We start from the raw sequence: 12,332 nt of genomic DNA on the forward strand, positions 1-12,332 counted from the left end.
GTTGTGGTGCGATCATGAAAGCGCCCCTACATGTGTCGGCGAGTCGCCGGGTTTGTGGAGCTGACTAGGAGATGCGAACACCCATCTGCGAAGGTCTGCGTGTGGGCAACGAGACCTCTTTCCCCCGTCAGCACGCGCGGACCCAGCGGTTCACCCTCGGCGCGCCGAGGACCTTCGCCGTCGCGCCCGACGGTTCGCGCGCCGTGTTCCTCCGTTCCTCCTCGGCCACCAGCCGGGACAACGGGTTGTGGGCCGTGGACACCGCCACCGGCCAGGAGACGCTGCTGGTCGACCCGGCCACGCTGCTCGCCGACGCCGAGAACCTGTCGGCGCAGGAGCGGGCGCGGCGCGAACGCACCCGCGAGTCGGCGTCGGGCATCGTCGGCTACGCCGTGGACGCCGAGCTGCGCCTTGCCGCGTTCGCCCTGTCCGGCAAGGCGTTCGTCGCGGACCTCGGCACCGGCGAGACCCGCGAGCTGCCCGTCGATGGCGCGGTGCTCGACCCGAGGCCGGACCCGACCGGCCGGCACGTCGCCTACGTCTCCGGTGGCGCGCTGCGCGTGGTCGGCGTGGACGGCTCCGGAGGCCTCGCGCTGGCCGAGCCGGACGGCCCCGAGATCACCTGGGGCGTCGCCGAGTTCATCGCGGCCGAGGAGATGGACCGGTACCGCGGCTACTGGTGGTCCCCGGAAGGCGAGCACCTGCTCGCCGCCAGGGTGGACAACGCGCCCGTCGCCCGCTGGCACATCGCCGACCCGGCGAACCCCGCCACCCTCGCCGCCGAGGTCGCCTATCCCGCGGCCGGCACGGCCAACGCCGAGGTGTCCCTCGCGGTGCTCGGCCTGGACGGGTCGCGGGTCGACATCGAGTGGGACCGCGCCGCCTTCCCGTACCTGAACTCCGCGCACTGGTCCGCCGGCGGCTCGCCGCTGCTGGCCGTGCAGTCCCGCGACCAGCGGACGCTGCGGGTGCTCGCGGTCGACCCCGGCACCGGGCAGACCCGCCTGCTGCGCGAGGAGACCGACCCGCACTGGGTCGAGGTCATGCCGGGCGCGCCGGCCTGGACCGCGGACGGCCGCCTGGTGATGATCGCCGTGCGCGACAACGCCTACCGGCTGCTCGTCGGGGACGACGTGCTGACCGGCGACGACCTCCAGGTGCGGACCGTGCTGCACGTCGGCGACGCCGACGTGCTGATCTCCGCCTCGGCGCAGGATCCCACCCAGGTGCACGTGTACCGCGTGCCGCTGTCCGGAGCCCAGATCCAGCGTGTGTCCACTGTGGATGGTGTGCACAACGCGGTGCGGTCGGGCGACACCACCGTGCTGCTGTCCGCCGGGATGGACTGGTTCGGCTCGCGGGTCAGCGTGCTGCGCGGCGACGAGGTCGTCGCGCATGTCGCCTCGCACGCCGAGACGCCGTCGCTCGTGCCGAACGTGACGCTGCTGACCGTCGGCGAGCGCAGGCTGCGCTGCGCGCTGCTGCTGCCGACCGGCCACCAGCCGGGTTCGGCGAAGCTGCCCGTGCTGCTCGACCCCTACGGCGGCCCGCACTCGCAGCGCGTGCTCAGCGCGCGCAACGCCTACCTCGCCTCGCAGTGGTTGGCGGACCAGGGTTTCGCCGTGCTGGTGGCCGACGGCCGGGGCACGCCGGGCCGGGGTCCTGACTGGGACAGGGAGATCGCCTTCGACTTCGCCGGCGCCACCCTGGAGGACCAGGTCGACGCCGTGCAGGCGGTCGCGGCCGAGCACCCCGACCTCGACCTGAGCCGGGTCGGCATCCGGGGCTGGTCCTACGGCGGGTACCTGTCGGCGCTCGCGGTGCTGCGGCGGCCCGACGTGTTCCACGCGGGCATCGCGGGCGCGCCGGTCACCGACTGGCGCCTCTACGACACGCACTACACCGAGCGCTACCTCGGCCACCCCGCCGAGCGGCCCGAGGTGTACGACGGCAACTCGCTGATCGCCGACGCGCCGAAGCTGACCAGGCCGCTGATGATCATCCACGGGCTGGCCGACGACAACGTGGTCGCCGCGCACACCCTGCGGCTGTCCTCCGCGCTGCTGGAGGCCGGCCGCCCGCACACCGTCCTGCCGCTGTCCGGCGTGACGCACATGACCCCGCAGGAGCAGGTGGCCGAGAACCTCCTGCTGCTCCAGGTCGACTTCCTCACCAAGGCACTCGGGTAGGAAGCCCGCAACAGCACGAAGGACCCCGCCGGAACGAACGTCCGACGGGGTCCTTCGTGGTCTTGACTTCGTGGCTTAGCCGTTGTGCCGCACCGAATACGGCGGGATCGAGCAGCCCCGCAGCGCGTCCGCGTCGATCGACACCGGGCGGTAGCCGCTGGCGGGCAGCCGCTCGATCATCGTCGCGGTCGGGTCGGCGACCTCGTCGGCGCGGCCGAACAGGTACGCCCACTCGTGCTCGTCCGAGCCGTAGTAGGCGACCGTGCCGAACACGTCGGTGAAACGCTGCCAGGAACGCAACAGCGTGCCGTTGCGCCACATCGTCTGGCAGCCGGCCTGCGACACCACGACACCGCCAGGCGCGAGCACCGAGCGGCACATCCGCAGGAACTCCTCGCCGTACAGGCGGTTGTGCTGCGCGTCGTCCTCCCGCTCGTCGGGCAGGTCGACCAGCACGATGTCGTAGCGGTCGGTGCCCTCGGCGGCCTTGCGCAGGAACTCCCACCCGTCGGTGAAGTGCACCCGCACCGCGCCGTCGCCGCGCTCGGCGGCGGCCAGCTCGTCGTTGGTGTAGCCGTAGGGCAGGTGCTCGGCGCACAGCCGCACGGCCTGCTCGTCGATGTCGACGTGGTCGACCAGCGACGCGCCTGCGGCCGTGGCCATCTGGCAGACGACACCCTCGCTTGAGCCGATCACCAGCACCCGGTCGACGCGGTCGGCCAGCAGCAGCGCGGGCACCATCAGGGCCTCGTGGTACACGAGCTGGCTGAACTCGGTGCTCTGCCGGTCGTTGTCGCAGAACAGCGAGACGCCCTGCGACGTGCGTCCGATCAGCAGGTGCTGGTACGCCGTGTCGGTCTCGACCAGCACCTCGTCCAGATCCCACAGCCGCACCATGCCGTTGGCAAGCGGCTCACGGATGGTCTGGTGCTCCTGGGTCGTGGTCAACCCGTCTTCTCCTTCTCAGTCAACGGAATCGGCGGGAAGTCCCAGCCCCGCCGGATGGTCTCCACCCGGGTGGTGGTGGCGCCCAGCTCGCTGGCCAACAGTCGCACGGCCAGCTCCGGGTCCGCCCGGTTCCCGCAGGTGAACGCATCCACGAACACCGACCCGATCTCCGGGTAGGTGTGCACCGAGGCGTGTGACTCGGACAGCAGCGCCAACACCGTCACACCCTGCGGATCGAACCGTTTGGAGATCACCTCGCAGACCGTCGCGTCCGCTTGGCCGAGCACCCGCTCTAGGGTGCTCCTCAGGAACTGCTCATCATTGAGTAGCTCCTCGTCCACGCCAGCCAGCTCGGCCATCACGTGTCGCCCGGCGAACAGGCCGACCTCTGGCGCGGTGCCAAGGGCTTCGGACATCTATCACCCTCCCTGCTATTGAGTGCCGATCAGATTGCGGCGTTCATTCTGCGCCATCGACGCAGTAGGTACGCAACGGCTCGAAGCCGTTGAACTCCACCGAGGAGTAGCTGGCGGTGTACGCGCCGGTGCTGAGGATGTCGACGTGGTCACCTGCGGCCAGGTCCAGCGGCAACTCGTAGTGAGTGTGCTGGTACAGCACGTCATCGCCGTCGCAGGTGGGGCCCGCCAGCACGACCGGCCCGGTCGGCCCGCCGTCCCTTGAGGTCAGCACCGGGTACGCGATCGCCTCGCCCTCGGTCTCCACCAGGCCGCCGTACTTGCCGACGTCGAGAAACACCCATCGGGTGTCGTCCCGATAGGACTTGCGGGAGACCAGCACCACCTCGGAGCGAAGGACACCCGCCTCGCCGACGATGGACCGGCCCGGCTCGATCATGAGCCTCGGCCGGTGCTCGCCGAAGGACCGCGCCACGGCGGCGCGGATGGCCGCGCCGTACTCGGCCAGCGGGGGAGCCTGGGTGCGGTAGCTGGCCGGCAGGCCGCCACCGAGGTTCAGCGAGGTCAGCTCGACACCGCGGTCGCGCAGCGCGGCGGCGATCTCGGCCGCGGTGGCGATGCCGGAATCCCACCCGGCAGGGTCGAGCTGCTGGGAGCCGACGTGGAACGAGACGCCGCTCGCGTCGAGGCCCAGCTCGACGGCGCGCGCGAGCAGCTCGACGACCATCTCGGGCTCGCAGCCGAACTTCCGCCCGAACGGGTAGATGGATCCCTTGTCCCGCAACAGAGTCCGGCAGAACACCGAGGAGCCCGGCGCGTGCGCCGCGAGGTTGTCCAGGTCGGCCTCGCTGTCGCAGGCGTACATCCGCACGCCCCGCGCGTAGGCGTAGGCGACCTGCGCGGCCTTCTTGATGGGGTTGCTGTAGGAGATCGTCTCCGGCGCGGCGCCCTCGGCGAGGCACAGGTCGATCTCGGCAGGGCTGGCGACGTCGAAGGAACAGCCGAGCGCGGCGAGCGCGCGGACCACCTCGGGCGCCGGATTCGCCTTGACCGCGTAGTAGATGCCGGCCTCCGGCAGCGCCGAGGACACCTCGGCGAAGCGCCGCCGCACCGTCTCGAGGTCGATGACCAGGCACGGCGTCGGGGGCGGCGTCTCGGCGAGGAACCGGCGGACGCGGTCACTCACCGAGGGTGCCTCGGTGCCCTGTGTCAGCTGGACGGACGTCACGGTCGCCCGGTCGTCCGTGGTGGTGCTGGTCATGCCGCCGGTGCCTCCTCCCGAATGTGGTGCGCGGATGGCGCGGCCCGCCACTCTAGGTCGTCCGGAAGGCGCGTGACAGTCCCGTTTGCCTAGCTCTGACGTGTTAGTTCTGTCTCGTTGCCCGCCGGCCGGCCGAGGGTCGCCAGGACGGTCGAGCCGCCGGCTGTCGGAACGTCGTTGGGGCAAGGGGGAAACGGGACAGAACTGAGCCCCGAACTCGACCGAGTTCGGGGCTCAGCGCGCTGGGTGAGTGTAGTCACGCCTGCTGGGTCGGCAGAATCATCACGGTCGGCAGGTTGACGTGCTTGGGCCGGGACACGGTGTAGGCGATCAGGTCGGCGATGTCCTCGGCGGCGAGCGCGGGCACCGCCTCGAACATCCCGTCCAGCTGGGCGCTGAGCTCGGGGTGGTCGACGTGGTCGGCCAGCTCGGTCCTGGTCAGCCCCGGCTCGATGGCCGTGACCCGCACGCCCTTGCCGGCCAGCTCGCCCCGCACGGCCTGGGACAGGTAGCTCGCCGCCGCCTTGGTCGCGCCGTAGACGGAGTAGCCGGGGAAGGTGACCTTCGCGCCGAGCGAGGACACGGTCAGCAGGTCGGCGGTGCCGTGCTCGGCGGACTCCACCAGCGCCGGTAGGAACGCTGCGAACACCCGCAGCACCCCGGTGAGGTTGGTGTCGATCATGCGCTGCCACTGGTCCGCGCGCAGGTCGGTGATCGGGTCGGCGAGCATGACGCCCGCGTTGTTGACCAGCAGGTCGACCCGGCCGAGTTCGGCGGCCACGCGCTTGGCCGCGGCGGCGATCTGCTCGTCGTCGGTCACGTCGGCGGCGACGGCGATGGCCCTACCGCCCGCCGAGGTGATGGTCCGCACCAGCTCCTCGAGCCGGTCGGCGCGCCGGGCCAGCAGGGCGACGCTCGCCCCGTCGGCGGCCAGCCGCAGCGCGGTCGCCGCGCCCATGCCGCTGGCCGCTCCGGTCACGACGGCGACGCGGCCGGCGAGGGGCTTGGTGGCGATGGTGGTGCTCATGCTTCGTGCTCCAGACGATCGTTCGAACCTGATGGAACGAACTATCGGCGTCGCGCGACCGGCCAGGGACGCCCCGCTGAGACTGGTACTGGCGGAACCACCCAGCGGTCACGACCGGCCCAGCGGCCCACCCGTCCCCGATACTGGCGGCATGGCCCCGAACGTTGAGCTAGGCGAGTTCCTGCGCTCCCGGCGCGCCCGCGTCCGGCCCGACGATCTCGGGCTGCCCGACTACGGCTCCCGGCGTCGCGTGCCCGGCCTGCGCCGGCAGGAGGCGGCGCAGCTGGCCGGCGTGAGCGTCGAGTACTACGTGCGGCTGGAGCAGGGCCGCGCCGCGCACCCGTCCGAGCAGGTGCTCGACGCGATCGCCACCGCCCTGCGCCTGGACGCGGCCGAGCGCGCGCACCTGTTCAGCCTCGCCAAGCAGGCGCCGCCGCGCCGCCGCCAGGTGGTCAGGGAGAAGGTCCGGCCCAACATCCAGCTGCTGCTGGACTCGATGCCGAACGTGCCGGCGTTCGTGCTCGGCAGGCGGATGGACGTGCTGGCCTGGAACCAGCTCGCCGCCGCGCTGATCGTCGACTTCGGCGCGCTGCCGCCCGAGGAACGCAACATGGCGCGGCTGGCCTTCCTCGACCCGTCCGCGCGGGACTACTACCCGGAGTGGGCGAAGGTCGGGAAGGAGACCGCCGCGTACCTGCGGCTGGTCGCCGGCCGGTTCCCGGACGACCAGGGGCTGATCTCGCTGGTCGGCGAGCTGTCCCTGCGCAGCCCCGAGTTCCGCCGCTGGTGGGCCGACCACGACGTGCGGGACAAGGCGAACGGCGTCAAGAGGCTCAACCACCCGATGGTCGGCGAGGTCGTCGTGGCCTACGAGTCGCTCGCGCTGGCCGAGCCGGGGCAGACCCTGGTGACCTACACCGTCGAACCCGGCACGCCGTCGGCCGCCGCGCTCGCCCTGCTGTCCACGCTCACCAGCGACACTGCCTCCAACAAAATAGTTGTCTGATACAACGATTCACGTTAGTTTCAGACAAGCAAGTTGTTGTCGTACTCGGTGGAGGTAAGTGGTGGGGGCCGCACAGCCGAAGACCGACGCGCACGCGCCGGGCGGGCACTACAAGTGGTTAGCCCTGTCCAACACGACACTCGGGCTGCTGATCGTCACGATCAACTCCTCGATCGTGCTGATCGCGCTGCCCGACATCTTCAAGGGCATCGGGATCAACCCGCTCGATCCGAGCAACACCAGCTACCTGCTGTGGATGATGATGGGCTTCCTCGTCGTCACCGCAGTGCTGGTGGTCAGCTTCGGCCGGCTCGGCGACATGTACGGCAGGGCCCGCATGTACAACCTGGGCTTCGCCATCTTCACCATCTCCTCGATCCTGCTCGCCGTCACCTGGATGAACGGCGACGCCGCCGCGCTCTGGCTGATCGGCTGGCGCATCGTGCAGGGCATCGGCGGCGCGTTCCTGATGGCCAACTCCAGCGCGATCCTCACCGACGCGTTCCCGGCCAACCAGCGCGGACTCGCGCTCGGCATCAACGGCGTCGCCGCGATCGCGGGCTCGTTCCTCGGCCTGCTCGTCGGCGGCCTGCTCGCGCCGGTCAACTGGCACTACATCTTCCTGGTGTCCGTGCCGTTCGGCCTGCTCGGCACCGTGTGGGCCTACCTCAAACTGCGCGACACCGGCATCCGCCAGCGCGCCAGCATGGACTGGTGGGGCAACATCACCTTCGCCGTCGGGCTCATCGCGGTGCTGGTGGCCATCACCTACGGCATCCAGCCCTACGACGGGCACTCGATGGGCTGGACCAACCCGTGGGTGCTCAGCGCGCTGATCGGCGGCGCGCTCGTCCTCGTCGCCTTCGTGATCATCGAGGTCAAGGTCGACAACCCGCTGTTCAACCTCGCGCTGTTCCGGATCAGGTCGTTCACCGCGGGCAACGTCGCCAACCTGATGGCCTCGCTCGGCCGAGGCGGCCTCCAGTTCATCCTGATCATCTGGCTCCAGGGCGTCTGGCTGCCGCAACACGGCTACAGCTTCGAGTCCACCCCGCTGTGGGCAGGCGTCTACATGCTGCCGATGACCGTCGGCTTCCTCGTCTCCGCGCCGCTGTCCGGCGTGCTGTCCGACCGGATGGGCACCCGCGCGTTCGCCACCGGCGGCATGCTGCTCACCGCGCTCAGCTTCCTGCTGCTCAGCGAACTGCCGGTGGACTTCAACTACTGGGCGTTCGGCGGGCTGCTGCTGCTCAACGGGCTCGGCATGGGCCTGTTCGTCTCGCCCAACCGCGCCGAGGTGATGAACAGCCTGCCCGGCAACGCGCGCGGTGCCGGGGCCGGCATGACCGCGACGTTCCAGAACTCCGCGATGGTGCTGTCCATCGGTGTGTTCTTCAGCCTCATCATCGCCGGCCTCTCCGCGCGGCTGCCCGCTGCGATGAGCCAGGGCCTCACCGAGCACGGCGTCTCCTCGGCGGACGCGGCGCACATCGCCGCCCTGCCCGCCGTCGCCGTCCTGTTCGCCGCCTTCCTCGGCTACAACCCGATCCAGCAGCTGCTCGGCCCGGTGCTGCACCAGCTGCCCGCCGACCAGGCCGCCTTCCTGACCGGCCGGGGCTTCTTCCCGCACCTGATCTCCGACCCGTTCGAGCACGGGCTGACCGTCGCGTTCTGGTTCGCCATCGTGACCTGCCTGGTCGCGTCGGTGGCGTCCTGGCTGTCCGGCTCGACCAAGGCGGCCGAACCGGCCGAGCCCGTCGGCGCGGAACTCGCCGGAGTGGCCGGCGAGGCCGGCGCCGCCCCGAGCGAGCTGGTCGACGTGTCCCCGAGGCAGGGCAACGCGACCTAGGCTGCGTCCATGCCGCGTGACCTGCCAGAAAGCCGACGATGCGCACGCTGATCGTCGACAACTACGACTCGTTCACCTACAACCTCCACCAGTACCTGGCAGAGGTGAACGGGCAGGACCCGGTCGTCATCCGCAACGACGACCCGCACTGGGACGTCGCCGACCTGCGGCACTTCGACAACGTGGTGATCTCACCTGGGCCGGGCCGCCCCGACAACGAGACCGACTTCGGCATCTGCCGGTCGGTGATCGAGAACAGCGACATTCCGCTGCTCGGGGTGTGCCTCGGCCACCAGGGCCTCTGCCAGGCGTTCGGCGGCACCGTGGCCAGGGCGCCCGAACCCGTGCACGGCCAGGTGTCCGCCGTCACACACACCGGCGTCGACCTCCTCGCCGGCCTGCCGTCCCCGTTCCAGGCCGTCCGCTACCACTCGCTGACCGTCACCGAGCTGCCACCCGACCTCGAACCGATCGCCTGGAGCGAGGAGGACGGCCTGCTGATGGCGGTCCGGCACCGCACCAGGCCGCTGTGGGGCGTGCAGTTCCACCCCGAGTCGATCGGCACCGAACACGGGCTGCGCATCATGGCCAACTTCGCGACGCTGACCCGCCGCAGGACACCGCCGCCGGTCACCGTCGCGCACCGCCCCCACCCGGCCCCGGCGCCGACGGACCGCGAGGTCCTGGTCCGCAGAGTGTCGACCGAGGCAACGCCGGAACAGGTGTTCACCGCGCTCTACGGCACGTCCGACACCGCGTTCTGGCTGGACAGCAGCCTCTCCTCGGCAAGAGCCGCAGACGAAGCCACGTGGGACAACGCACGCTTCTCCTTCATGGGCGACGCGTCCGGCCCGCTGGCCAGGACCGTGGAGTTCGACGTCGCCACCCAGGCCGTCACCGTGTCCGGGCCCGGCGGGGTCGAGGAGCACGCAGGCTCGCTGTTCGACTGGCTCGACGAAGACCTGCGCGCCAACCGCGTGCCGGCGCCGGACCTGCCCTTCGACTTCGCCCTCGGCTGGGTCGGCTACCTGGGCTATGAGCTCAAGGCCGAAAGCGGCGGCGCGCCGGCGCACCGAGCCGAGCAGCCCGACGCCGCGCTGGTCTTCGCCGACCGGGCGCTCGCCTTCGACCACCTCGACGGCGTCGTCCACCTGCTCGCGCTCGCCGACCCCGAGCACAGGGCCGACCAGCTGCGCTGGCTCGACACCACCGCCCGCGCGCTGGCGGCCACCCTGCCGGCCGTCGCCGAGCCGTCGCCCCCGCCGCCGGGCGCGGTGCGCCTGCGGCACGACAGGTCGGCGTACCTCAAGCTCGTGGACACCTGCCAGGAGGCCATCGCGGCCGGCGAGAGCTACGAGATCAACCTGACCAACCAGGTGAGCTGGCAGGGGCGGCTCGACCCGCTTGCCGCCTACCGCTACCTGCGCAGACACAGCCCCGCGCCGTTCGCCGCCCTGCTGCGGTACCCGGCGTTCTCGGTGCTCAGCAGCTCACCGGAGCGATTCCTGCGGGTGTCGCGCGACGGTGTCGCCGAGTCGCGGCCGATCAAGGGCACCCGGCCGAGGGGCCGCACCGACGCCGAGGACCGGCTGCTGCGCGCCGACCTGGCCGGCAGCGTCAAGGACCGGGCGGAGAACCTGATGATCGTCGACCTGGTGCGCAACGATCTCGGCAGCTGTGCGGAGGTCGGCTCGGTCCGCGTTCCCTCGATCTTCCAGGTGGAGAGCTACGCGACCGTGCACCAGCTGGTCAGCACGGTGCGGGCCCGGCTGCGTGCCGACGTCTCCTCGGTCCAGTGCGTTCGCGCTGCCTTTCCCGGCGGTTCGATGACCGGGGCGCCGAAATTGCGCACCATGCAACTTATCGACGAACTGGAGGCCGGCCCGAGAGGCGTCTACTCCGGCGCGCTCGGATACTTCTCGCTGTCGGGCGCAGCGGACTTCAGCATCGTCATCCGAACCCTGGTGGCGACCGAGGACAAGGCGACATTCGGTGTCGGTGGCGCGGTCATCGCGCTCTCGGATCCAGAAGCCGAATTCGAGGAGACGGCCGTCAAGGCGACGGCGTTGCTCGGGTTGCTCGGCGCGACGTTTCCGAACGGATAGTTGCATTCGGGCCGGCGACCGGCGTCGCCGACGAGCTATTTCCCGCGATGTGGTCGACCAGAACGCCCTCCGGCGCGGCTCGTCGCGGGCGCCGTGCCGAAGTTCAGGACGCGTGGGCTTCCTGGAACTGCACGACCAGCTCCTGCGGAATGCGGCCCCGGTCGGAGATCTGCCGCCCCTGGCTGCGCGCCCAGTCGCGGATGGCCTGGGCCTGGGCCTTGTCGCCCGCCTTGACCGTGGGCTTGCCGGAGGCGCGACGCAGCTTGCGGCCGCCCGACTTACGCGCGTGCGTCATGAAGTCGGCAAGGGTGCCGCGCAGTTTGTCCGCGTTGGCCCTGGACAGGTCGATGACGTACTCAATGCCGTCAAGAGCGAAGCTCACGGTCTCTTCGGCCTCGCCACCATCGAGGTCGTCGATGAGCTGGACGACGGTCTGCTGTGCCACGGTTCCTCCGCGAGTTCTCGGATTGTGTGGTGCTCTCGACGGCGACTGTTGATGCTCGTGTCGATCACCATAGACGATGGTAGAGAATAGGTCTAACCATCGTTGCGCAAAAGTAGTTAGGCTGTCTAATACTGGACCCGGAATGGATGACGGCCCGCCTGAGCGCCCGATTCTGCCCAGACGGGCAGGCGCGTGCGTCCATGCCGATTTGCGACGCCCCACCGGGGGTCGAGCTTTCGCGGTCGCCGAGATTGTGCGGCCCGGCGTCGCGCTACGTGACGAAGTGACAGCCGACCGTGTCGCGCCGCGCCGTCAGGGAATGGCCGGCGCCGAGCTGCGGTTACCCTGGACGTATACCCACCTAAGGTATAGGAGCGAGCGATGCACGGATACACTGCGGACAAGGACGCCTTCCTCAAGCGGCTGCGCCGCGTGGAGGGTCAGGTCCGAGGCCTTCAGCGCATGGTGGAGGGCGACGAGTACTGCATCGACATCCTCACCCAGATCGCCGCGGCCACGAAGGCGCTCCAGGCGGTCTCGCTCGGGCTGCTCGACCAACACCTCAAGCACTGCGTGGCGGAGGCCGTCTCCGAGGGCGGCCCGGTCGCGGACGAGAAGATCCGCGAGGCGAGCGAGGCGATCGGCCGCCTGGTCCGCTCCTGACGCCGGCCCCGGCCCGACGCCCTTCGGCCGACAGGCGCCGCACCGCACCGCACCCCTCTCGCTCGCGGCGCGCCCACCTACTCCCTCCCACAGGGGGCGCGCCGAGCGGCGGTAGGCGAAGACAGGGGGGTGGTGCGAAGGGGCCCCAACGGAGTGCTAATCTCTTCGAGCACTTGGAACACCGGGTCGAGCGGAGTTTGACACCGCGACACGAACCGGGTAACTTGCTCCGGCGCACCTGATCTGAAGATCCAACGTCATACGCTCCTCGGGGCCAATTTGACACCGGGTTTTCGAATCGGATAGCTTTTCGAGGCTGAATCCGGCGGATTCCTTCGGCAAGTTGGCCCAGCGGGTCGATTTGACAGGGAAAAAGCGAATCGGATAGGCTGCGAAAGTCGAAAAACTGAATGCGAATCGGAG

10 protein-coding genes are annotated in these 12,332 nt (G+C 70.2%); 5 read left to right on the forward strand and 5 right to left on the reverse strand.

The genetic code is table 11. The features are described 5' to 3' along the window. Nucleotides 1–101: 101 nt before the first annotated feature. Nucleotides 102–2,189, forward strand: a complete 2,088-nt coding sequence (locus tag F0L68_RS23800) for a S9 family peptidase (RefSeq protein ID WP_149851886.1) — start codon at nucleotides 102–104, stop codon at nucleotides 2,187–2,189. A gap of 75 nt (nucleotides 2,190–2,264) precedes the next feature. On the opposite strand, the gene F0L68_RS23805 is transcribed toward F0L68_RS23800, so the two are convergent. From F0L68_RS23805 to F0L68_RS23820, 4 genes are all read right to left on the reverse strand, one after another. Next, nucleotides 2,265–3,086: a spermidine synthase gene (locus F0L68_RS23805; RefSeq protein ID WP_149851971.1), complete on the reverse strand. Its 822-nt coding sequence runs from the start codon at nucleotides 3,084–3,086 to the stop codon at nucleotides 2,265–2,267. A gap of 47 nt (nucleotides 3,087–3,133) precedes the next feature. Next, complete coding sequence (gene speD, locus F0L68_RS23810) at nucleotides 3,134–3,553, reverse strand: adenosylmethionine decarboxylase (protein ID WP_149851887.1); 420 nt, start codon at nucleotides 3,551–3,553, stop codon at nucleotides 3,134–3,136. A gap of 43 nt (nucleotides 3,554–3,596) precedes the next feature. Then, nucleotides 3,597–4,814 carry a type III PLP-dependent enzyme gene (locus F0L68_RS23815; RefSeq protein WP_149851889.1) on the reverse strand — a complete coding sequence of 406 codons (1,218 nt, stop codon included), beginning with the start codon at nucleotides 4,812–4,814 and terminating at the stop codon, nucleotides 3,597–3,599. A 256-nt stretch (nucleotides 4,815–5,070) separates the two neighbouring features. After that, nucleotides 5,071–5,841, reverse strand: coding sequence for an SDR family oxidoreductase (locus F0L68_RS23820; protein ID WP_188316771.1), 771 nt, complete (start codon nucleotides 5,839–5,841; stop codon nucleotides 5,071–5,073). Nucleotides 5,842–5,992: 151 nt separating this feature from the next. Here F0L68_RS23820 and F0L68_RS23825 point away from each other — a divergent pair, with 151 nt between their 5' ends. The 3 genes from F0L68_RS23825 to pabB all read left to right on the forward strand — a co-directional run bounded on the left by F0L68_RS23825 (nucleotide 5,993) and on the right by pabB (nucleotide 10,801). Continuing rightward, on the forward strand, nucleotides 5,993–6,847 hold the full coding sequence (locus F0L68_RS23825) for a helix-turn-helix transcriptional regulator (RefSeq protein ID WP_149851890.1): 855 nt from the start codon (nucleotides 5,993–5,995) through the stop codon (nucleotides 6,845–6,847). Between the two features lie 61 nt (nucleotides 6,848–6,908). Next, complete coding sequence (locus F0L68_RS23830) at nucleotides 6,909–8,696, forward strand: MFS transporter (RefSeq protein ID WP_149851891.1); 1,788 nt, start codon at nucleotides 6,909–6,911, stop codon at nucleotides 8,694–8,696. A gap of 38 nt (nucleotides 8,697–8,734) precedes the next feature. Continuing rightward, the gene (gene pabB / locus F0L68_RS23835; RefSeq protein WP_149851893.1) at nucleotides 8,735–10,801 is read left to right on the forward strand and encodes an aminodeoxychorismate synthase component I; all 2,067 of its coding nucleotides are present in this window, start codon (nucleotides 8,735–8,737) and stop codon (nucleotides 10,799–10,801) included. A gap of 103 nt (nucleotides 10,802–10,904) precedes the next feature. On the opposite strand, the gene F0L68_RS23840 is transcribed toward pabB, so the two are convergent. After that, the gene (locus F0L68_RS23840) at nucleotides 10,905–11,246 is read right to left on the reverse strand and encodes a histone-like nucleoid-structuring protein Lsr2 (RefSeq protein ID WP_149851894.1); all 342 of its coding nucleotides are present in this window, start codon (nucleotides 11,244–11,246) and stop codon (nucleotides 10,905–10,907) included. A gap of 381 nt (nucleotides 11,247–11,627) precedes the next feature. On the opposite strand from F0L68_RS23840, the gene F0L68_RS23845 reads away from it, so the two are divergent. Continuing rightward, a complete protein-coding gene (locus F0L68_RS23845) occupies nucleotides 11,628–11,909 on the forward strand; it encodes a metal-sensitive transcriptional regulator (RefSeq protein ID WP_149851895.1) in 282 nt (93 codons plus the stop codon). Nucleotides 11,910–12,332 lie beyond the last annotated feature (423 nt).

Source organism: Solihabitans fulvus (assembly GCF_008386585.1).
In the GTDB taxonomy this organism is placed as follows: Bacteria; Actinomycetota; Actinomycetes; order Mycobacteriales; family Pseudonocardiaceae; genus Solihabitans; species Solihabitans fulvus.

Coding starts and splice junctions, on each gene's coding strand:
- F0L68_RS23805 (WP_149851971.1), bottom strand. CDS start 3,086: ATGGTGCGGCTGTGGGATCTGGACGAGGTGCTGGTCGAGACCGACACG.
- speD (WP_149851887.1), bottom strand. CDS start 3,553: ATGTCCGAAGCCCTTGGCACCGCGCCAGAGGTCGGCCTGTTCGCCGGG.
- F0L68_RS23815 (WP_149851889.1), bottom strand. CDS start 4,814: ATGACCAGCACCACCACGGACGACCGGGCGACCGTGACGTCCGTCCAG.
- F0L68_RS23820 (WP_188316771.1), bottom strand. CDS start 5,841: ATGAGCACCACCATCGCCACCAAGCCCCTCGCCGGCCGCGTCGCCGTC.
- F0L68_RS23825 (WP_149851890.1), top strand. CDS start 5,993: ATGGCCCCGAACGTTGAGCTAGGCGAGTTCCTGCGCTCCCGGCGCGCC.
- pabB (WP_149851893.1), top strand. CDS start 8,735: ATGCGCACGCTGATCGTCGACAACTACGACTCGTTCACCTACAACCTC.
- F0L68_RS23845 (WP_149851895.1), top strand. CDS start 11,628: ATGCACGGATACACTGCGGACAAGGACGCCTTCCTCAAGCGGCTGCGC.